The following is a 20,165-nucleotide window of genomic DNA, read 5'->3' on the forward strand; positions in this document are numbered from 1 at the left end:
TTTGTTTTTTTTTTTTTGCGCCCCCCAACTTCTCTTTTAATATTTTTTTTTCCCTTGCCGGGGGGGGGTCCCCCCCCCGCGCCCTTCAATCCGCGCGGGGCGCGACTATGCGATGGGCAGTGTCAAAATGCGAACAATCAGCAGACTTTTCGATTCCCGCGACCAGGCAGCGCGTGCCGTTGCCGCGCTTCAGGCGGCAGGAGTTTCTCAAGAACAGATCAGCGTCATCGGACCTTACGACGACGAAATCAGGGCTGTCCTGCGTGGTCCGGGCGGAGCCGCGCTTGGCGCGGCCGCTGGTCTGTTAATCGGCCTGGGTGCTTTTGAGGCCACGGGCATTGATCCTGTCGGAGCGGTGGCTGGCCTAACCCTCGTGGGTGGGGCCTGCGGCGGCCTTGCGGGTGGGCTTCTCCAGGCATCTGCCGATGTTGCCAGACAGCCGGGTGAGCCGAACGTTGAACAAGGCGTCATTTTTGTGATGGTGCAGGTCAATGAAAATCAGGCCGATGCCGCACAGGCAGTGCTGGAAAATCCCGTCCGCGTAACGCAACTCGTGGCCACAGCCGGCTGAGATGCGTCGGATTGCGCCTGACTCCTTCCCGGCTTATCGTCCACGAATCGCATTCAGATCGATTTTCCCGCTGAGCCGTCAGTTTTCGCTCTGACGGTTCACGAGGCGGGAAGCGTCTGCTCGACCAGATTGACGTAGTAGCGCAGCACGGTCGGCACGATCTCGTCATTGAAGACGTAGCGGTCGCCGTGCAGGCCCCCGCCGGGCCCAACATCGCCGACGCCGATCCACGCGTAGCAGCCGCCTGCCTCGCGGATCATGAAGGCGAAATCCTCGCAGCCGAGGCTCGGGCTGAACTCGGTCGAGACGTTCTCGCTGCCGACGGTGGCGGCGGCTGCCGCGATGGCGCGGGCCGTGGCGTCAGCCGTGTTGATGAGCGGCGGATAGCCCTTCTTGTAGTCGAGCGTGGCCTTGAGCGCATGGGCTACGGCAATGCCGTGGGCGATCTCGCCGATCAGCTTTTCGCAATGATCGGAATGACCGGGCTCGAAAAACCGGCAGGTGCCTTGCAGCCAGACCTTGCCCGGCACGATGTTGCCGACATTGCCGCCGTGGATCTGGGTGAGGCTGACGACCAGCGCGGTTTGCGGATCGACCGAGCGGCTGACGATGCGCTGAACCGCCTGGACAAAGGCGCCCGCGGCCAGGATCGGGTCGTCGCCGAGCTGCGGCATGGCGGCATGCGCGCCAAAACCCTCGAAGGTCAGCTCGAAATTGTCGACGGCCGCCATCTGTGCTCCAGCGCGAGCGGCGATCGTCCCCTGCTCCAAGCCCGGCCAGTTGTGGACGGCATAGATCGCCTCGATCGGGAAACGCTCGAACAGGCCGTCTTCGATCATGCGCACGCTGCCGCCTTCGTTTTCTTCGGCTGGCTGGAAGACGAAGTAGACGGTGCCGTCGAAGGCGCGGGATTGGCTGAGCAGTCTGGCCGCGCCGAGCAGCATGGCGGTGTGGCCGTCATGGCCGCAGGCGTGCATCACGCCCTCGTTCCTGGACGCATAGGGCAAGCCGGTCCTCTCGACGACGGGAAGCGCGTCCAGCTCGGCGCGAAGGCCGATGGCGCGTGTGCCCGTGCCGCTCCGCAGCACGCCGACGACCCCGGTGCCGCCGATCCCCTCATGCACCTCGTCGAGGCCGAAGGCGCGCAGTTTCTCGGCAATGAAACGCGCCGTTTCGTATTCCTTGAATCCGAGTTCGGGATTGCGATGGATGTGGTGCCGCCAGGCTATGACCTCTGGAGTCAGAGCGGCGATCGGGTCATTATGCAGCATGATGCTCTCCTTCCAAGCCGCAAAGGGCGGTTTGGATCACGATTAGAAGGTCGCACAACAGGCGTCTTGAACCAGATTGACCGCTGCAGGGACAAAAGCCGTGGACGCGACAGAGACCAGGAAATACTGGCGCCATCCCTGCTTCCCTGAGCTTGGCCTGTTCAAGGCGCGCTTCACGCGGCATCGCTACGAACTGCACACGCACCCAACCTATGTGATCGCGCTGATGACGGCTGGCTGCGAACGCATCCGCATCGGGCGCCACAAAATAGTCGCTCCGGCAGGCACCATTGCCGTCGTCAATCCCGAGGAGTGGCACGACGGGGAGCAGGGTGCGGATGAAGGCTGGGCCTACCGGACGTTTTATCCCCCGGTGCCGCTGATGGCGGGGCTCGCCCACGAGCTGGGCAGGGCTGACGCTCCGGTCTTCTCACGTCCGAATATCGAAGACAGCGATCTCGCCGCAGCGTTGCTGGCAGCGCACCTGAGCTCGACCTCACCGGACGCGACGCAGGCCGAGACGTCGCTGCTCGTCGCACTGAGGCATCTCATCGTTCGGCATGGCGATTGCAGCGGGCGGGTAGAGGAGATCGAAAGCTCGGGATCGCGACGGAGGTTCTCGCTCTACGAGGAGCTTGTCGAAAGCGACCTTGGCTCGCAGTTCGACCTGCAGCGGCTTGCCGACGCCGCGCGCGTCACCCGATTCCAGGTCATCCGGGATTTCAAGAAAGCGATTGGCCTGACGCCTGCAGCCTATATCCGCGACCGGAGACTGCGTCGCGCCAGTTTCTTGATCGAACAGGGGCTCGGCCTCGCTGAGGCCGCCATTGCGGCAGGTTTCGCCGACCAGAGCCATCTTTCCCGTGCGTTCCGGACCATGCATGGCATGACGCCAGGCATGTTCAGGAGAGGCAGAACTCCCGAACCAAACCGAGTTCACATCGACATGAAATGATCGGGCAGTGGCCGGACCACCAATGTCGGCGCCAATTGGTTCCCGGCGCAACCTTGCGTTGTCATTTCGCCGCCGCCTCCACCCGGTCCGCAGCGGCGGCCAGCACGGCGCGGTCGCCCTCCTCGTACAAGCGATGGATCGAGATGGCGCTGACGCGCCAGCATTCGGGCGTCCGCACCAGCCGGTGCAGATAGCTGGCGCCGACCGTCCAGAACCGCGTGTCGATCCAATGGGTAGCGCGAACATGGCTGCGCGCGACCGCGTCGTTGCCCGCGCCTTCGACAACGATGTTGGTGATAAGGTGCTGGGTGGCGTCGAAGCCCGGCAACAGGCCTTGCCACTGAGCAATCAGCGCGTCGCGGTCGCTGGTCGCGGCCTCGCCACCGAAAAGGCTGCTATAGTCTGTCGTTACGCGGGTCGTGAAATAGGATTTTACCCGATCCCATTCGCGCAAATCGGCATAGAGGCCGATCCCCGCCACCGCCTCGGCGATGGCGGTCTTGTCTTCGCTCGTCAGCGCAGCCGTGGACTGCATGGTGCTCAAGGCGGGCAGAGCGGCAAGCGTCGCGGCAAAAACTGCCAAGGCCAAAACAAACCGGCGGGTGACGGGGCTCATTGTCCCGCCTCCCCTGCACTGCCCAGCGTGGCGCGGAAATGCGCGGCAACGACGTCGCTCGCCGACTTTACCGGCGCAGCGCGGTCGTAGAAGTCGAACTGGGTGACGTTGTCGAGCCACAGCTGCTGCTTCGGCCCGGTCAGCCGCGCATAGAATTTGCGCGCGCCCTGCGGGATGGCAGCCGCCTCGCTATGCACCATCAGCAAGGGCTGATGCAGGCGCCGGGCAGCCTGGATCGCATCGAATGTCAGCCAGCCGCGCCAAAAGGCCGCGTCGGCCTCGTTGCGCCAGGCCGGGATCATGCCGCGACCAGCCTCTGTATAGTAAGGCACCTTGAACATGATCGCCCGCTCGTCGGCCAGGCTGGCGGCGGGCAGGAAAGCCTGCTTGTCGGTGCGGCGATAGGCGGCCTCGGCCGCATCACCCACGGCTTCAAGCCTGGCAATGCCGTCCTTGCCGCCATAGGTCTGCTCGACCACCTCGGCATCGTGCAGCCAGGGCGCGACCAAAGCGACCGACTTGATCGCGGCATTTTTGGCGGCGACAGTGACCATGTAGCCGGAGCTGGCGCAAATGCCGAGCCCGCCGACGCGGTCCTTGCTGATCTCGGGCCGGGCCGCGAGATAGGCGACCGCCGCCTCGATGTCGGCGACCTTGGTGCTGGGGTCCTCATACTGGCGGCGGGCGCCGCCGCTCTCGCCCCAGCCGCGAAAATCGAAGCTCAAGGCGACCAAGCCGCGGTCGGCCAGCTCGCGGGCGTAGCGGGCCGGCATCTGTTCCTTCACCGTCATCCAGGCACCGGTCACCACCAGCGCGGGTCGAGGTCTCGCCGGGTCCAGATCCTCGGGCAGATAGAGGTCGCCGACGATCTGCTCACCGTGCGAGGCGAAAGCAACGCGCTCGACGCGCGATGCGGCGAAGGCGCTTGAGCCGAGGGCGACGGCGGTCGCCGTGGCCAGCGTCAGGATTTTCAACATCGTAAATCTCCTTTGGCCTGGAGCGAAAAGCGCGGAGCGACGGCCGCCGTCTCAGCGGTCATCCGCCAGTCGGCCGGGTAGTGGCTTCAGCGGGAAGTGCGTCCAGTAGAAGGTGTCCGACTGGTACATGTCGGTCAAGAAATTCTGCGCCTCGGTGATCTTGCCGTCCTTGATGCGAAACATCAGGGCGTAAAGCTGGTCGATCTCGGGACCCGAGCCGACGTTCGACCAGCCGCGATGGATGTCGACGACGAGATCGCCCTGCGCCTGGAAGAAGATCGGCTCAGCCCTGAATTTGCCCTCGGCCAGGCCACGGAAGAAGGCGACCACTTCCTCCGGCCCGCGCTTGTCGCCGGCTAGCGGATGGTGGCCGGGAATGCGCCACACGATGTCGGCCGCCAGGAAGGGCCGAACCGCCTCCGGGTTCCCGGTCGCATAGGCTGCGTAATAGTCCTTGATCAACTGGATGTTGCGGTCTTCCTGCGGGCCGCCGTTCGCGGGGGCGGCGGACACCGCCAAGAGAGCGCCGGCGGCGAGCGAAGCAAGCCTGGTCATCGGTCCTGTCTCCTTCCCTTTCGGGCCGTCTTGCCTTTCGGGCCGTCGCCACAGCGAAGCGCGTTCGTCGGACCAACATGACGCTTTTGGTTCGCCGGAAAAACCCGTAGAGTTCGACAAGGCTATTTGGAATATCCTCACAATGCGACTCGATCAGTTCAGCGGCATCGTCGCCTTCGTGAAGGTCGCGGAAGCAAAAAGCTTCACCCGCGCCGCTGCCGAACTCGGCGTCGCCCCGGCCTCGCTCAGCGAGGCGGTCAAGGGCCTCGAGGAGCGTCTCGGGGTGCGGCTCCTCAACCGCACGACCCGCAGCGTCGGCCTGACCGAAGCCGGCGCCCACTATTTCGACCACGTGCGCCCAGCGGCCGAGGAGATCCGGGCGGCCGGCGCGGCACTGCGCGAGACCCGCGACCGCCCCGCCGGCACGCTGCGGCTGAGCCTGCCGTGGATCGCCGCGCCGCTGCTGATCGAGCCGCTGATGGGGCCGTTCATGGATGCCTACCCGGAGGTGCGGCTTAGCCTGATCTTCGACGACAATTTCGTCGATATCGCCGCGCAGGGCTTCGATGCCGGCCTGCGGATCGGCGAGCTTCTCGAGAAGGATATGATCGGCGCGCGTCTGGGCGGGCCTTTGCAGACGGTGGTGTTGGGCAGCCCCGACTACCTGGCGCGTAACGGCACGCCAAAACGACCCGCCGACCTCGCTGCCCACCGCTGCATCGCCTTCGCCTTCACCCGCACCCGCGCCATCTCGCCCTGGGAGTTCGTTGTCGCTGGACGCCAGGTCGAGTTCACGCCCGACGCACGTCTGGTCGTGAACACCCTACCGCTCTGCATCACCGCCGCCGCGCAAGGGCTTGGCCTGGCCTTTGCCGTCGAAGGCCTCGCTGCGCCGCTTCTCGCCTCAGGCGCGCTGGTCGAGGTGCTGGAGCCGTTCTGTCCCAGCTACGAACCGCTCCACCTCTATTATCCCAGCCGCCGCCTCGTCCCGCCAAAACTGCGGGCGTTCATCGATTTCGTCCGCGCCAACGCGCACAATTTGCGGATCTGATGCGCCGCCGCGAAACCAGCCATGACGCATATCGGCGAGCCGGTCCGGCTCACCCCAGGCGCCGACCATCTGCCGGGTGGCGGCGTTGAGGCGGTTGAAGGCGTTGATTGGCCGCAATGCTAACCGCAACAACCCGTCGCGTTGAGCCAGTAGTTCCGGCTTTCGCGGCACGGAGCCCGATGCTAAGGGCTGCACATCTTGAAACAGCAACGGATCGCCCTGTGATCGACACCGAACGCCCTCGCCTGCCGCTGATCGAAATCTGCGTCGAAGGCATAGATGGCCTGCTCGCCGCGCAAGCCGCCGGCGCCGACCGGGTCGAACTCTGCGCCAGCCTCGTCGAGGGCGGCGTCACACCGAGTTTTGGCATGGTGCGCGCAGCCCTCGAACTGGCGACGATCCCATTCCACGTCATCGTGCGGCCGCGCGGCGGCGATTTTCTCTATAGTGACGCCGAGTACCGTTCGATGCTCGCCGATGTGCGCACGCTGCGCGAGCTTGGCGTGGCCGGTGTCGTCGTCGGCTGCCTGAATGCCGACGGTGCCATCGACGAAAAGCGGATGAGCGAATTGGTGCAGGCGGCAGGGCATTTGAACGTCACCTGCCACCGTGCCTTCGACATGACACGCGATCCGACTGATGCGCTGGAAGCGCTGATCCGCAGCAAGGTCGGCCGCGTGCTGACCAGCGGCCAGCGCGACACCGCTTTGGAGGGCGTGGCCCTGCTGGCGGACCTCGTCCGACAGGCGGGGAAGCGCATCATCATCCTCGGCTGCGGCGGGCTCGACCCGAACAACATCGCCGAAGTGCGGGAAAGAACCGGACTGACCGAAATGCATTTCGCCGCACTCAAGGACGTGCCGAGTGCCATGCGCTACCGCAATCCGCGGGTTGGCATGGGCGGCACCGACCTCGACCGCGAGTACCGCAACACGGTGACCGACGCGGCGCTGGTGGCGGCGACGATTGCGGCGGCGAAAGCATGATCGCGAAGGAAGAAAACAAACGGGTACGCTTGCCGATCGACCGGGTCTCGCCGCAGGACGAGCCCCTCATCCTCGCCCTCAACAACGCCCACGCGGCCGAGTTGTCGTGGCTTGAGCCGGAACGCCTGTCCTTCCTGCTCGGCGAGGCGTTCTATGCGCGCCGCATCGGCGCGCTCGAAGCCTTCATCATGACCTTCGACCAGGACGCCCGTTACGACAGCCCGAACTTCCTGTGGTTCCGCGAGCGCTATCCGCGCTTCGTCTATGTCGACCGCGTCGTCGTTGCGGGAGAAGCGCGTGGCCGCGGCCATGCCCGGCGGCTCTATGAGGATCTGTTCGACCATGTCTCGCGTGCCGGCCAGACCATCGTCACCTGCGAGGTGAATGCCGAACCGCCCAACCCGGCTTCAGATGCCTTTCACGCAGCGCTCGGCTTCGTCGAGGTCGGCGACGCGGTGATCCACGGCGGCAAGAAGGCGGTGCGCTACTATACCAGGCCGATCACCGGCTGAGGCGCCAGCGCTGCCCTGCCAGTTGCGGTTTGCAGGGCGAGCCGCTCTGCTCGTGCGTTTCTCCCCTTGCTTGTTGTGGGAGAAAGAAGAACCGGCACGCTGCCGTTTCAGGCGTTGGCGGCGGCTACTGCGCGCTTGGCCATCACCACGATCAGATTGGCCCGGTAATCGGCCGAGGCATGGATGTCGCTCATCAAATCATTCGCCGGCACTTTTACTCCGTTGAGGGCAGCGGCGTCGAAATTCATGGCAAGTGCCGCCTCGATTTCCTTCGAACGAAAGACGCCGCTGTCGCCGGCTCCGGTGACGGCAACGCGGACTCCGCCCGCGCCGTTGGCCACGAACACACCGACGATCGCATAGCGCGATGCCGGATTGCGGAACTTTTCATAGGCCGCCTTGGCCGGCGCGGTGAAGGTCACCGCGGTGACGATCTCGCCGTCCTCCAGCGCCGTCTCGAACAGCCCCGTGAAGAATGCGTCGGCGGCGATCTCGCGCTTGTTGGTGACGATGGTGGCGTCGAGGGCAAGAAGTGCCGCCGGATAATCGGCGGCGGGGTCGTTGTTGGCGATCGAGCCGCCGATTGTGCCCTTGTAGCGCACCGCAGGATCGCCGATCCGGGACGCCATATGGGCGAGCGCCGGACACGCCCTCTTCAGCTTCTCGTCGCTGGCGACATCGTGATGCGTGGTGGCGGCGTGGATGGTGATGGTGGAGCCCGCCACCTCAATGCCTTTCAATTCCTCGATGTGCGAAAGATCGACGAGATCGGACGGTGCGGCAAGCCGCGTCTTCATCGCCGGGATCAGTGTCATGCCGCCCGACAAAAGCTTTGCATCGCCGGTCTCGAGCAGCTTGACGGCCTCGGCGACGGAGGCGGCTCGGTGGTAGTTGACTGGGTACATTTGTCTTTCTCCCTTCGGGGGAAAGGAGCGAATAGGGAGTAGTGAGTAGCGAATAGGGCCTACCCCTTCGCACGCACTTTGTTCCCTATTCGCTACTCCCTATTCGCTATTTGCTTATCAATGTTTCGTTCCCCGGATCGCTGCCCACACCGTGGACGGCGATGCCGGCATGGCGATATCGGTGATGCCGATGGCGTCGGTGATGGCGTTGATCACGGCCGGCGGTGAGCCGATGGCGCCGGCCTCGCCGCAGCCCTTGATGCCGAGCGGATTGCCCGGGCACGGCGTGTTCGAGGTCGAGACCTTGAACGACGGCAGGTCGTCGGCGCGCGGCATGGCGTAGTCCATGTAGCTCGCCGTCAAAAGCTGCCCGCTGGCGTCGTAGCGGGTGCCCTCCAGCAAGGCCTGGCCGATTCCCTGGGCTACGCCGCCATGCACCTGGCCTTCGACGATCATCGGGTTGATGATGTTGCCGAAATCGTCGGCCGCGACGAACTGGACGACCTCGGTCACGCCGGTCTCGGGATCGATCTCGACCTCGCAGACATAGCAGCCGGCCGGGAAGGTGAAGTTCGACGGATCGTAGAATGAGGTCTCTTTCAGCCCCGGCTCCATGCCGCCAGGCAGGTTGTGGGCGGTGTAGGCAGCAAGCGCCATCTGGAACCACGGCACTTGTTTGTCGGTGCCGGCGACCTTCAAGGCGCCGTTTTCGATGACGATGTCGCCCTCGTCGGCCTCGAGCAGATGGGCGGCGATCTTCTTGGCCTTGGCCTCGACCTTGTCGAGCGCCTTGACAACGGCCGACATGCCGACGGCGCCCGAGCGCGAGCCGTAAGTGCCCATGCCCATCTGCACCTTGTCGGTATCGCCATGGACGATGGAGACGCTGTCGATCGGCACGCCGAAGCGCTGGCTGACCAGTTGCGCGAAGGTCGTCTCATGGCCCTGGCCGTGGCTGTGCGAGCCGGTCAGCACCTCGATGGTTCCAGCGGCGTTGACGCGCACCTCGGCACTTTCCCAAAGGCCGACACCCGCTCCAAGACTGCCGACCGCCGCCGACGGCGCCAGTCCGCAGGCCTCGATATAGCAGCTCATGCCGATGCCGCGCAGCTTGCCTCTGTTGGCGGCGTCGGCCTTGCGCTGGGCAAAACCGGCATAATCGGCAGCGGCCATCGCCGCGTCCAGCGAAGCGGCATAATCGCCGGCATCATAGTTCATGATGACCGGTGTCTGGTGCGGGAACGCGGTGATGAAGTTCTTTCGGCGAAGTTCCGCCGGCGACACGCCCAGCTCGCGTGCGGCGGTCTCCATGGTGCGTTCGAGCAGATAGGTGGCCTCCGGCCGCCCTGCCCCGCGATAGGCGTCGACCGGCGCGGTGTTGGTGTAGACGGCGCGCACATTGGCGTGGATCGCCGGAATGTCGTACTGGCCCGACAACAGCGTCGCGTAGAGATAGGTCGGCACACAGGACGAGAACAGCGACATGTAGGCGCCGAGATTGGCGATGGTGTCGACCTTTAGCCCGGTGATCTTGTTGTCCTTGTCGAAGGCCATTTCGACCGTCGAGACATGGTCGCGGCCATGGGCGTCGGTGAGAAAGCTCTCGGTGCGGTCAGCGACCCATTTGACCGGCACGCCGGTTTTCTTCGAGGCCCAAAGGCAGATGATTTCTTCCGGATAGATGTAAATCTTCGAGCCGAAGCCGCCGCCGACATCCGGCGCGATGACGCGCAGCTTGTTTTCGGGCGCGACATTGTAGAAGGCGCTCATCACCAGGCGCGCGAGATGCGGGTTCTGCGAGGTCGTCCAGCAGGTATAGTGGTCCTCGGCCTTGTCGTAGTGACCAAGCGCTGCGCGCGGCTCCATGGCGTTCGGCACCAGCCGGTTGTTGACGATCTTCATGCGGGTGATGTGGGCAGCCGCCTTGATTGCCGCGTTGGTCGCCGCGCTGTCGCCGAGCTCCCAGTCGAAAATCAGATTGCCGTCGGCTTCCGGATGGATCTGTGGCGCACTCCTTTCGAGCGCCTTCGGAGCATCGACGACTGCCTTCAGTTCCTCGTAGGTGATGTCGACCGCTTCGGCAGCGTCGCGCGCCTGGCCCTTGGTTTCGGCAACCACGACGACCACCGCGTCGCCGACATAACGGACCCTGTCGAAGGCCAGCGGCGACCACGCCCCCATCTTCATCGGCGAGCCGTCCTTGGAATGGATCATCCAGCCGCAGATGAGATTGCCGATGCCGTCGGCCTTGAGCTCTTTGCCGGTCAGCACGCCGATGACACCCGGCATGGCCTGGGCTTTTTTGACATCGATCTTCTTGATCTCAGCATGCGCATGCGGGCTGCGTACGAAGGCCGCATGCTTCATGCCGGGAACCACCATGTCGTCGACATAGCGCCCGGCGCCGGTAATGAACCGCTTGTCTTCCTTGCGCGCTACACGAGCGCCAACACCTTCAATGCCCATCGCAGAAATTCCTCCCGAATTTTGAAGCGAATAGTGACTAGCGAATAGGGAAGAGAGGGTTTGCAAACTCGCCGGTGCCTCTGCAAACGCGAGCCGGTTTTTTTTACCCTACTCGCTATTCGCCACTCCCTATTCGCCTCTTCCCTACGCCGCTTGCCTGGCCTTGCCCTTCGAAGACATCGTCTCCGATGCGGCGAGGATCGCCTTCACGATGTTGTGGTAGCCGGTGCAGCGGCAGATATTGCCTTCGAGCTCGGCCCGCACCGTGGCCTCGTCGAGGCCTTCGGGGTGACGGTTGACCATGTCGGTTGCCGCCATGATCATGCCCGGCGTGCAGAAACCGCATTGCAGGCCGTGATGCTCCTTGAACGCCGCCTGCATCGGATGCAGGTCGGCGCCGTCAGCCAAGCCTTCGATGGTCACGACGCTTGACCCGGAGGCTTGCACCGCAAGAATCGTGCAGGATTTTACCGCCTTGCCGTCGACATGGATCACACAGGCGCCGCATTGTGAGGTGTCGCAGCCGACATGCGTCCCGGTCAGGCCGAGATTCTCCCTCAAGAAATGAACCAGAAGCGTCCGGTCTTCGGCAGCGCCGCTGACCCGCTTTCCGTTCACCGTCAATGATATCTCCGACATGAAACCTCCCTGGGTGTTACCTTGGTCGTTTTTGGCGTCGGTGGTGCCCGAGCCCTCCATCTGTCCGCTATTCTTATACCGCTTAGAGCACGGGAAATAGTGCCGCGGAATGCCGAGATTGCGAGAATGCAGTTCGGCCGAAAATCCGCCTATTGTACTTTCGGTCACGCAAAGACAGGCAAACGGCGGAGCGAAGCGAAACCATGGTCGCCTGGCGATGCCGCCTGCCGGCCATCAGCGGCAATGGTGCTGGCCAGGCCGATTTCAGCCGATGCCGTGCTTTCTGAGAACCTCCTGCTCGTCGCCTGACACCCAGCCAAATATTTTAGGCTCCCCACCCAGTTTCTGCACCAGGTAGTGGACGTCGAAATCGATCGTGACGTCAGTCTGGCCTTTGCGCGCGAAGATCGACGTCCAGGCGACGTGGGCAACGCAATGATGCTCGTCAATCGGCGAAATGCCAACATCGCGTATTCGCATCTCCTTGGTGCCGATCGCTCGATAGCGAGCATAGCCTTGTTCCATAGCCTGCTTGAGCTGGTCGTCGTTCTTCCCGACCATGATGCCGGCAGGCGACGCCGCAATGAAGGCGGAAGCATAGACCGACGTGACTTCGTCCATGTCGGCATCACCGGCGAGGGATTTCCGGAAAAGCTGCTCGTACCGTTCGAATAGCTTCCTGACCTGGGCGTCCATGGATAACTCCCTTCCGCTGTGGTTTTGGATCTGACGTTTCTGAGCGCCGATGCTGTCAAAAACAGCAGAAAATTCAATTCCGTCATGTTGGCTCATTGCCAAAGTAGCACTTGAAGACAACAATGCCTTCGACGCCGGCGCGCCAGGATCAAAAAAAGAGCCGCGCACAAAAAGAGCGTCGGAGGAAATGGAGGAGGAAGCCGCTGGCCAGTTCACGGACGCGCTATGCATGCGGCCTATCGGTTCTCACCACCGACGAACCCGACGCGGATGCGTTCGCGCGGGCGGTGGCAGTGGAAGCCGCGGCCATCGACGCTGGATTTGCCCTGCTGTTTTTCTCGCAAAGCCTGCTTGAGGCAGTCGCCCTTTCGGAAGCGCTGGAGAACCACGCGCCGGCGCTCCGCTATGCCGGCTGCTCGACGGCCGGCGAGATTACGCCCAAAGGCCTGGAGGACGGCCAGGTCATGGCCATGCTGCTTCCCTCCGCATCTTTTTCGGCAGCCAGCACCATGGTCGAAAATCTGTCGTCATCGGGTATGGACGGGATCACCGGCGAAGTCGAGGCGCTGAGGCGTTCGCTACGCGGCCGCGTCGGGCACGAGCGAGCCGACACCACTTTCGCGCTCTGCCTCATCGACGGGCTGTCCTATGCCGAGGAAGCGGTCACCTCCGCCATCCATTGGGGGCTCGACGATATTCCACTGATCGGCGGGTCGGCAGGCGATGATTTGAAGTTCGAGACGACGCGGCTGATCTCGAACGGCAAGGTTGCCTGCGACTGCGCCATCATCGTGCTGATCACCACGGAAATTCCTTTCCACGTGTTCAAGACCGACAATTTCGTCCCCACCGACGAGAAGCTGGTGGTGACCGCGTCCGATCCCGATCACCGCACCGTGCGCGAATTCAACGCCACCAATGCCGCCGAGGAATATGCCGCCTCGGTCGGCGTCATCCCGCAGATGCTGACGCCGCTGAGTTTCGCTTCGCACCCGGTGGTGGTGAAAGTCGGCGGCGAGTTTTACTGCCGCTCGATCCAGAAGATGCACGCGGACGGCTCGCTGTCGTTCTTCTGCGCCATCGACGATGGCGTCGTCCTGTCCATCGCCCGACCCAAGAACATGGTTGAATCGACGCGTGCCGCCTTCAGGGATGTCGAGGAAAGGCTTGGCGGCATCGACATGATCCTCGCCTTTGACTGCGTGCTGCGCAGGCTCGATGCGCGCAACCGCCAGGTCTTTCGGGAGATGTCGGAACTTTACAAGGTCAACAACGTCATCGGCTTCGGCACCTATGGCGAGCAGTACCGGTCGATGCATCTGAACCAGACGTTCACCGGCATCGCCTTCGGAGAGCGGCAGGCGGCGGAGTAGGAGGTTTCATGCCGCTCAGGGACATCAACGACCTGGAGAAGCTGAAGAAGATCAACGCAGCCCTTGTCAGCCGCGTCGAGCGCTCGATGGACCAGCAAGGCAACGCGTTCTCGCTGTTCCAGACCGCGATTTCGCTCGAGAATCGAGTGCGTACGCGCACCGAGGAACTGCACTCGACACTGCGTAGATTGGAACAATCCAACATCGATTTGAGCGCGGCCAAGGAAAACGCCGAACTGGCGAACCTGTCCAAGACCAGGTTCCTGGCAGCCGCCAGTCACGACGTGTTGCAACCGCTGAACGCCGCGCATCTCTCCGTCTCGGCGCTGGCCGAAGTGCAGACCAGCGACGAAGGCAAAAAACTGGTCCGGCAGGTCGAGCGGTCGCTGGAGACGATGGAGGATCTGCTCCGCACCCTGCTCGACATCTCCAAGCTCGACGCCGGCGTCGTGCAGCCCGATATCGGCGACGTCAGCCTGGAGGTGCTGTTTTCGTCGCTGCGCTCGGATTTCCTGCCGGTCGCCGAGTTGAAGGGCCTGACGCTAAAATTCCGGCCGGTCAACGCCGTCGTGCGCTCGGACCGCACCTTGCTGCGCCGCATCCTGCAGAACATCCTTTCCAACGCGCTGCGCTACACCCGCTCCGGCGGCGTGCTGGTTGGCACCAGGCATCGCGGCGACACGATCCGCATCGATGTCGCCGATACCGGCTGCGGTATCCCCGACGACCAGCGCGAGGCGGTGTTCGAGGAATTCCACCGCGGCACGATCCCGACCGATGCCGGGCTAGCCGGCGGCGGGCTGGGACTGGGCCTGGCCATCGTGCGCCGCATCGCCGCCGCACTCGGCCATCCCGTGACGTTTTCGTCGAAAGTCGGACACGGCACGATTTTTCACATCGACGTTCCCGTCGGGATCGGCGCCAGCGTCGATGCCATTGCCAGCAGCGCCGACATGGAGCGGCCGCGCGGCTACGGTCTGTTCGGCACAAAGGTGCTGCTGGTCGAGAACGACGTCGAGGTGCTGCAGGCGATGACATCCCTGCTCGAGCGCTGGCAATGCCTGGTGCGCCCCGCCACCTCGACCGATGCTGCACTCGACATGCTCGGCGATACGGACTGGGTGCCGGACATCGTCATCGCCGACCAGCATCTCGACGGCGGCGACCTCGGCACCACCACGATCGCTGAGGTCCGCGATTATCTCAGCCGCGCCGTGCCGGCGCTGATCGTCACCGCCGACGGTTCGGAGACCGTCGCCAAAGCCGCCCGCGCCGCCGGCATCGAGCTGATGCGCAAGCCGCTGAAACCGGCGCAGCTACGCGCCCTGCTGGCGCATCTCTTGGCTTGATCCCAAAGACATTGGCAGAAGACCGCGAGCGACAAGAAAATGGTGCGCTGTTACCGTGATTTCTCGTCCTTGGACGGAAAAGGTAAGTTCTCGGTGACGGTTTAGTCACCCTAACGGGTACGGCTAAAACCCCGCCTGGCCGCGAAACAGCTCGGCGCTGTCGAGCTTCGAAACCTCGATGACGGCTTGCGTGCGGCTGTAGACATTGAGCTTGCGCAGGATTTCGGAGACATGCGCCTTGACGGTGGTTTCGCCGACCTGCAGCTCGTAGGCGATCTGCTTGTTGAGCAGGCCCTGGCGCAGCATCTGCAGCACCCGCAATTGCTGCGGCGTCAGTTTGGCAAGGCGCTGCACCATCTCGGCGCGATCGGTGCTGTCGGCGTCCGGCGGCTGGCCCTCATAGGTTTCGGGCACGTAGATCGCGCCTTCCATCACCGAGCGTATGGCGGCGGCTAGATCGCTCTTGCGCGCCGATTTCGGGATGAAGCCGGCAGCACCATAGGACAGCGCCTCGGAAATGATTTTTGGCTCCTCATGCCCCGAAACGATGACCACCGGCAGGCGCGGATAGCGGGTCCGAAGCTGCAGCAGCCCGTCGAAGCCGTGCACATCAGGCATGCTGAGGTCGAGCAGCGCGAGATCGAATGGCTTGGCGTCCGCCAGAAGCTCGAACGCCTCGGTGATCGAACGCGCCTCGACAGTGTCGACGTCCGGATAGGCCATCTGCACAGCGCTGTGCAGCGCCTCGCGAAACAGCGGGTGGTCGTCGATGATCAGAAACCGGGCGCGATCGTTGACTGCGGTCATGGCGTTCGTTTCAGTTCAGGGCAGGATAGAATAGCCCAGTGACCATGGCCAGATTATTGGCAAATAGTACATCGCCATCCCTGGCTGAAGGGCGGAGATGGCAATTTCAGGACCACCACGCCTTGCCCGGTCGTCCAAATCGGCCGAATGTGCAGGGATGAGCGACCTCATCCTGCATAACTACTACCGCTCCTCCACCTCCTACCGGGTGCGGATCGCGCTGGAGATGAAGGGCCTGACCTACCAATATGTGCCGCATCATCTGCGCCACGGCGAGCATCTTGAGCCCGCTTATCTCTCGGTCAATCCGCAAGGACTGGTGCCGGCGCTGATCCTGGGCGACGGCACGCTGCTGACGCAATCGCTGGCGATCATCGAATTTCTCGACGAGACCAGCCCCGAACCGCCGCTTTTGCCACAGGACGCGCCTGGCCGGGCCCGCGTCAGGATGCTGGCGCAGATGATCGCCTGCGACATCCATCCGGTGAACAACCTGCGCGTGCTCACGTCGCTGCGCACGCTGTTCGGCGCCGGCGACGAGGACGTCGCCAACTGGTTCCGGCACTGGGTGAACGAAGGTTTCCAGCCGCTTGAAAAGATTCTGACTTCCTCGGCCGAAACCGGGACATTCTGCCATGGCGAAACGCCGGGGTTGGCCGACATCTGCCTGGTCGCCCAGGTCACCAGCAATGCCCGTTTCGGCGTCGACCTGACGCCCTACCCGACGATCGCCCGCATCCACGCCGCCTGCATGGCGCTGCCGGCCTTCCAAAAGGCGGCGCCCCAGAACCAGATCGATGCCGAGTAGAGCAAGTTGAGGAATTGCCGATGAAAGCCGTTGTCTTCGAAAGATTCGGCCAGGTGCCGACGATCCAGACTGTTGCCGATCCGGAGCCAGCACCGGGCGGCGTTGTCATCAAGGTCGAGGCGACCGGGCTCTGCCGCAGCGACTGGCATGGCTGGATGGGCCACGACGACGGCATCCGCCTGCCGCATGTGCCGGGCCACGAGCTTGCCGGCGTCGTGGTGGCCGCCGGCAGCCAGGTGACCCGCTGGAAGACCGGCGAGCGCGTCACCGTGCCGTTCGCCGTCGGCTGCGGCCGCTGCTTCGAATGCAGCTCCGGCAACCATCAGGTCTGCGAGCACCAGACCCAGCCCGGCTTCACCGGCTGGGGCTCATTCGCCGAATATGTCGCCATCGACCATGCCGACACCAATCTGGTCCGCTTGCCGGACGAGATGGAATTCGCCACCGCCGCCAGTCTCGGCTGCCGCTTCGTCACCTCGTTCCGCGCCATTGTCGACCAGGGCCGGGTGACACCAGGCGAATGGGTGGCCGTGCATGGCTGTGGCGGCGTCGGCCTGTCGGCGATCATGATCGCCAGCGCCATGGGCGCCAACGTGATCGCCATCGACCTGACCGACGAGAAGCTGGACTTCGCCAAAAAAATTGGCGCGGTGGCGACGATCAATGCCGCCAAGACGCCGAACGTGGTCAAGGCGGTCAAGCAGATCACCAATGGCGGCGCGCACATGTCGATGGACGCGCTCGGCCATCCGACGACCTCGTTCAACTCGATCGCCAACCTGCGCCGGCGCGGCCGCCATGTGCAGGTCGGGTTGATGCTCGGCGATCACGCCAGGCCGCAGATCCCGATGGACAAGGTGATCGCCTTCGAGCTCGAAATCCTCGGCAGCCACGGCATGCAAGCCTACCGCTACCAGGCGATGATGGAGATGATCCGCACCGGCAAGCTGAAGCCAGAACTGCTGGTCGGCAAGCGGATCAGCCTCGATGAGGCGCCCGCGGCGCTGATGGCGATGGGCGGCTTCGAAGGCATCGGCATCGGCGTGGTGACGAAGTTCTAGCCGTGCGGCTCTCCCTTCTCCCCTTTGTGGGAGAAGGTGGCCGCGAGGCGGCCGGATGAGGGGTGCTCCAGCTTGGCACCAACAGCACTCCGGCCAGCACCCCTCAACCGTCTTGGCGCTGCGCGCCAATCCACCTTCTCCCACAAGGGGAGAAGGAAGAAGGGCTGGCGGCTACCGCGCATATCTCTTCGCACCGACCACGCAGAGCACTACGGCGGCGGTAACGGCGATCATGGCGGGGCTGACTTGCTCGTGCAGCAGCATTGCCGCCAGCCCGAGGCCGAAGAAAGGCTGCAGAAGTTGCAACTGCCCGACCGCGGCGATGCCGCCTTGCGCCAGCCCGCGATACCAGAATACGAAACCGATCAGCATGCTGAACAGCGAGACATAGGCGAGGCCGATCCAGGCGGCCTTGCCGACGTTTGCGAGCGACGGTGGCATGGTGATGAGCGTCAGCGCCAGCATGACCGGCAGCGACAACACCAGCGCCCATGAGATCACCTGCCAGCCGCCAAGTTTGCGCGACAGCGTGGCGCCTTCCGCATAGCCCAGTCCGCACACGATGACTGCCGCCAGCATCAGCATGTCGCCAAGCGGCGAGGCCGAGACACCTTGGGTCACCGCAAATCCGGCAACAAGGGCGCTGCCAAGGCATGAAAACAGCCAGAAGGCCGGTTTGGGGCGATCGCCGCCGCGAATGACGCCGAAGATCGCGGTCGCCAGCGGCAACAGGCCGATGAAGATGATGGAATGGGCCGAGGTGACGTGTTTGAGCGCCAGCGCGGTCAGCAGCGGAAAGCCGACCACGACGCCGAGCGCCACGATGGCCAGCGACAACAAATCCTGCCGTTCCGGACGCTTCTGGCGAAAAACGAGCAAAAGCGCGAGGCCGAGGATGCCTGCCGTGGCAGCGCGGGCGACGGTCAGGAAGGCCGGATCGAAATCCATCACCGCAACCCGCGTTGCCGGAAGCGATCCGCTGAAAATCAGCACGCCTACGAATCCGTTGATCCAGCCGCCCGCCCCCTTGTCCATCGCATGCTCCTGATGTTCTCGCCCTCTATCGGGCAGGACCTATGGCGCCGCCAGAGACAATGAGGTACAGATCGACTAAACTGTCATGGTATATTGAGCAGTACGGATGGACGAGCAGACGACGGCAAACGAGGGCAGCGGGACGCTTGTCGAAAGCGTCATGGCGACGATCAGGCACAGGATCGCCGCGCGCAGCCTGACACCGGGAACGCGATTGCCTTCGATCCGGGCTTTCGCGAAAACCATGCAGGTTTCGAAATCCACAGTGGTCGAAGCCTATGAGCGTCTTGCCGCGGAGGGCATCATCCGCTCGCGTCCCGGCTCGGGTTTTTATGCCGCCGGACCGCTGGCTCCGTTGTCGCTGGCCGAGATCGGCCCCAGGCTTGACCGTGCCGTCGATCCGCTATGGGTTTCGCGCCAGTCGCTGGAAGCCGGCGACGGCGTACTCAAACCCGGCTGCGGCTGGCTGCCAGCCTCATGGATGCCGGAGGCTGGGTTGCGCCGGGCACTGCGGACAATGGCACGCGGCGATGATGTCGCGCTGACCGACTACGGCACCCCGCTCGGGCTGCCGCCGCTGCGGCATCTGCTCGCACGGCGCATGGCAGAGCACGGCATCGAGGCGTCTCTCGACCAGATCATGCTGACGGAATCGGGCACCCAGGCCATCGACCTCCTGTGCCGGTTCCTGCTCGAGCCGGGCGACACGGTGCTGGTGGACGATCCCTGCTATTTCAACTTCCATGCTCTGCTGCGCGCTCACCGGGCCAAGGTGGTCGGCGTTCCCTACACGCCGTCGGGACCGGACATCGAGCTGTTTGCGCAGGCGCTGATCGAGCACCGGCCGCGCCTCTACATCACCAATTCCGCGCTTCACAATCCAACGGGTGCAATTCTGTCGCCGGTCGTCGCCCATCGATTGCTCAAGCTCGCCGACCAATCGGATCTGACGATCATCGAAGACGATATCTTTGCCGACTTCGAACACACCCCGGCACCCAGGCTGGCGGCATTCGACGGTCTTGGTCGCGTCGTCCATATCGGCAGCTTCTCCAAGACGCTTTCGGCGTCGGTGCGCTGCGGCTTCATCGCGGCTCCGCGCGACTGGATGGAAGGACTGACCGATCTCAAGATCGCCACGTCTTTCGGCAGCGGACGGCTTGCCGGCGAACTGGTGCTGACGCTGCTGAAAGACGGCAGCTATCGCAAGCACGTCGATTTGCTGCGAACGCGGCTTTCCCGCGCCATGGCTGAGACAAGCAGCCGCCTGAAGGCGATCGGCATCACCCCGTGGATCGACCAGCCGACCGGCATGTTCTTGTGGTGCAGACTGCCGGAAGGCGTCGATGCTGCGGAAATGGCCCGCCGCGCCCTGTCGGCCAATGTCGTGCTGGCGCCCGGCAATGCGTTCAGCCTGTCCCAAACCGCCAGCCGTTTCCTGCGCTTCAACGTCGCGCAGTCGGCAGACGAGAGAATTTTCAGGACGCTTGAAGAGGCGATGTCGCGTTGATTTTCCCGCACTGCCCTTCTCC

The 20,165-nt window shown here is 63.8% G+C and carries 20 protein-coding genes; 10 read left to right on the forward strand and 10 right to left on the reverse strand.

Annotated features, from left to right (window positions below; genetic code table 11):
- Positions 1-127: 127 nt before the first annotated feature.
- A complete protein-coding gene (locus AC0L15_RS27455) occupies positions 128-571 on the forward strand; it encodes a hypothetical protein (protein ID WP_473497678.1) in 444 nt (147 codons plus the stop codon).
- 98 nt (positions 572-669) lie between these two features.
- Here the strand turns inward: AC0L15_RS27455 and AC0L15_RS27460 are convergent, their stop codons facing one another.
- Complete coding sequence (locus tag AC0L15_RS27460) at positions 670-1,842, reverse strand: amidohydrolase (protein WP_287247209.1); 1,173 nt, start codon at positions 1,840-1,842, stop codon at positions 670-672.
- 100 nt (positions 1,843-1,942) lie between these two features.
- Between AC0L15_RS27460 and AC0L15_RS27465 the strand changes: the two genes are divergently transcribed.
- A complete protein-coding gene (locus tag AC0L15_RS27465; RefSeq protein ID WP_287247210.1) occupies positions 1,943-2,797 on the forward strand; it encodes an AraC family transcriptional regulator in 855 nt (284 codons plus the stop codon).
- Between the two features lie 61 nt (positions 2,798-2,858).
- Here AC0L15_RS27465 and AC0L15_RS27470 read toward each other — a convergent pair whose 3' ends face one another.
- The 3 genes from AC0L15_RS27470 to AC0L15_RS27480 are packed head-to-tail and all read right to left on the reverse strand — an operon-like array spanning position 2,859 to position 4,945.
- Positions 2,859-3,413 carry a nuclear transport factor 2 family protein gene (locus tag AC0L15_RS27470; RefSeq protein WP_287247211.1) on the reverse strand — a complete coding sequence of 185 codons (555 nt, stop codon included), beginning with the start codon at positions 3,411-3,413 and terminating at the stop codon, positions 2,859-2,861.
- On the reverse strand, positions 3,410-4,390 hold the full coding sequence (locus AC0L15_RS27475) for an alpha/beta hydrolase (protein WP_473497681.1): 981 nt from the start codon (positions 4,388-4,390) through the stop codon (positions 3,410-3,412). Before AC0L15_RS27475 ends, AC0L15_RS27470 begins: the two co-directional genes overlap by 4 nt.
- A gap of 51 nt (positions 4,391-4,441) precedes the next feature.
- Complete coding sequence (locus tag AC0L15_RS27480) at positions 4,442-4,945, reverse strand: nuclear transport factor 2 family protein (protein ID WP_128166735.1); 504 nt, start codon at positions 4,943-4,945, stop codon at positions 4,442-4,444.
- A 142-nt stretch (positions 4,946-5,087) separates the two neighbouring features.
- On the opposite strand from AC0L15_RS27480, the gene AC0L15_RS27485 reads away from it, so the two are divergent.
- The 3 genes from AC0L15_RS27485 to AC0L15_RS27495 all read left to right on the forward strand — a co-directional run bounded on the left by AC0L15_RS27485 (position 5,088) and on the right by AC0L15_RS27495 (position 7,494).
- Entirely contained in the window at positions 5,088-5,996 is a 909-nt protein-coding gene (locus AC0L15_RS27485; RefSeq protein ID WP_287247213.1) for a LysR family transcriptional regulator, read from the forward strand.
- A gap of 179 nt (positions 5,997-6,175) precedes the next feature.
- Entirely contained in the window at positions 6,176-6,982 is an 807-nt protein-coding gene (locus AC0L15_RS27490; RefSeq protein ID WP_287247214.1) for a copper homeostasis protein CutC, read from the forward strand.
- Complete coding sequence (locus tag AC0L15_RS27495; protein WP_287063717.1) at positions 6,979-7,494, forward strand: GNAT family N-acetyltransferase; 516 nt, start codon at positions 6,979-6,981, stop codon at positions 7,492-7,494. The genes AC0L15_RS27490 and AC0L15_RS27495 overlap by 4 nt, the downstream gene beginning before the upstream one ends.
- Positions 7,495-7,601: 107 nt before the next feature.
- Here the strand turns inward: AC0L15_RS27495 and AC0L15_RS27500 are convergent, their stop codons facing one another.
- The 4 genes from AC0L15_RS27500 to AC0L15_RS27515 form a co-directional block, all read right to left on the reverse strand.
- Positions 7,602-8,399 (reverse strand): FAD binding domain-containing protein, encoded by a 798-nt coding sequence (locus AC0L15_RS27500; RefSeq protein WP_287247215.1) that lies wholly within the window; start codon positions 8,397-8,399, stop codon positions 7,602-7,604.
- A gap of 117 nt (positions 8,400-8,516) precedes the next feature.
- The gene (locus AC0L15_RS27505; RefSeq protein WP_287247216.1) at positions 8,517-10,865 is read right to left on the reverse strand and encodes a xanthine dehydrogenase family protein molybdopterin-binding subunit; all 2,349 of its coding nucleotides are present in this window, start codon (positions 10,863-10,865) and stop codon (positions 8,517-8,519) included.
- A 144-nt stretch (positions 10,866-11,009) separates the two neighbouring features.
- Positions 11,010-11,504, reverse strand: a complete 495-nt coding sequence (locus AC0L15_RS27510; protein WP_287063723.1) for a (2Fe-2S)-binding protein — start codon at positions 11,502-11,504, stop codon at positions 11,010-11,012.
- 264 nt (positions 11,505-11,768) lie between these two features.
- On the reverse strand, positions 11,769-12,200 hold the full coding sequence (locus tag AC0L15_RS27515; RefSeq protein WP_287247409.1) for a nuclear transport factor 2 family protein: 432 nt from the start codon (positions 12,198-12,200) through the stop codon (positions 11,769-11,771).
- A 293-nt stretch (positions 12,201-12,493) separates the two neighbouring features.
- On the opposite strand from AC0L15_RS27515, the gene AC0L15_RS27520 reads away from it, so the two are divergent.
- Together AC0L15_RS27520 and AC0L15_RS27525 are read left to right on the forward strand one after the other, a co-directional pair.
- On the forward strand, positions 12,494-13,573 hold the full coding sequence (locus AC0L15_RS27520; protein ID WP_287219384.1) for an FIST signal transduction protein: 1,080 nt from the start codon (positions 12,494-12,496) through the stop codon (positions 13,571-13,573).
- Between the two features lie 8 nt (positions 13,574-13,581).
- Positions 13,582-14,922 carry an ATP-binding response regulator gene (locus tag AC0L15_RS27525; RefSeq protein WP_287247218.1) on the forward strand — a complete coding sequence of 447 codons (1,341 nt, stop codon included), beginning with the start codon at positions 13,582-13,584 and terminating at the stop codon, positions 14,920-14,922.
- Positions 14,923-15,045: 123 nt separating this feature from the next.
- Here the strand turns inward: AC0L15_RS27525 and AC0L15_RS27530 are convergent, their stop codons facing one another.
- Positions 15,046-15,729, reverse strand: a complete 684-nt coding sequence (locus AC0L15_RS27530; protein ID WP_023803603.1) for a response regulator — start codon at positions 15,727-15,729, stop codon at positions 15,046-15,048.
- Positions 15,730-15,886: 157 nt separating this feature from the next.
- On the opposite strand from AC0L15_RS27530, the gene maiA reads away from it, so the two are divergent.
- Both maiA and AC0L15_RS27540 read left to right on the forward strand, forming a co-directional pair.
- The gene (gene maiA, locus AC0L15_RS27535; RefSeq protein ID WP_287247219.1) at positions 15,887-16,537 is read left to right on the forward strand and encodes a maleylacetoacetate isomerase; all 651 of its coding nucleotides are present in this window, start codon (positions 15,887-15,889) and stop codon (positions 16,535-16,537) included.
- A 20-nt stretch (positions 16,538-16,557) separates the two neighbouring features.
- Positions 16,558-17,598, forward strand: coding sequence for a zinc-dependent alcohol dehydrogenase family protein (locus AC0L15_RS27540; protein ID WP_287247220.1), 1,041 nt, complete (start codon positions 16,558-16,560; stop codon positions 17,596-17,598).
- A gap of 171 nt (positions 17,599-17,769) precedes the next feature.
- On the opposite strand, the gene AC0L15_RS27545 is transcribed toward AC0L15_RS27540, so the two are convergent.
- Positions 17,770-18,633: a DMT family transporter gene (locus AC0L15_RS27545; protein WP_287247221.1), complete on the reverse strand. Its 864-nt coding sequence runs from the start codon at positions 18,631-18,633 to the stop codon at positions 17,770-17,772.
- Between the two features lie 106 nt (positions 18,634-18,739).
- Here AC0L15_RS27545 and AC0L15_RS27550 point away from each other — a divergent pair, with 106 nt between their 5' ends.
- Entirely contained in the window at positions 18,740-20,143 is a 1,404-nt protein-coding gene (locus AC0L15_RS27550; protein ID WP_473497686.1) for an aminotransferase-like domain-containing protein, read from the forward strand.
- Positions 20,144-20,165 lie beyond the last annotated feature (22 nt).

It is taken from the genome of Mesorhizobium sp. WSM4846, from assembly GCF_055811415.1.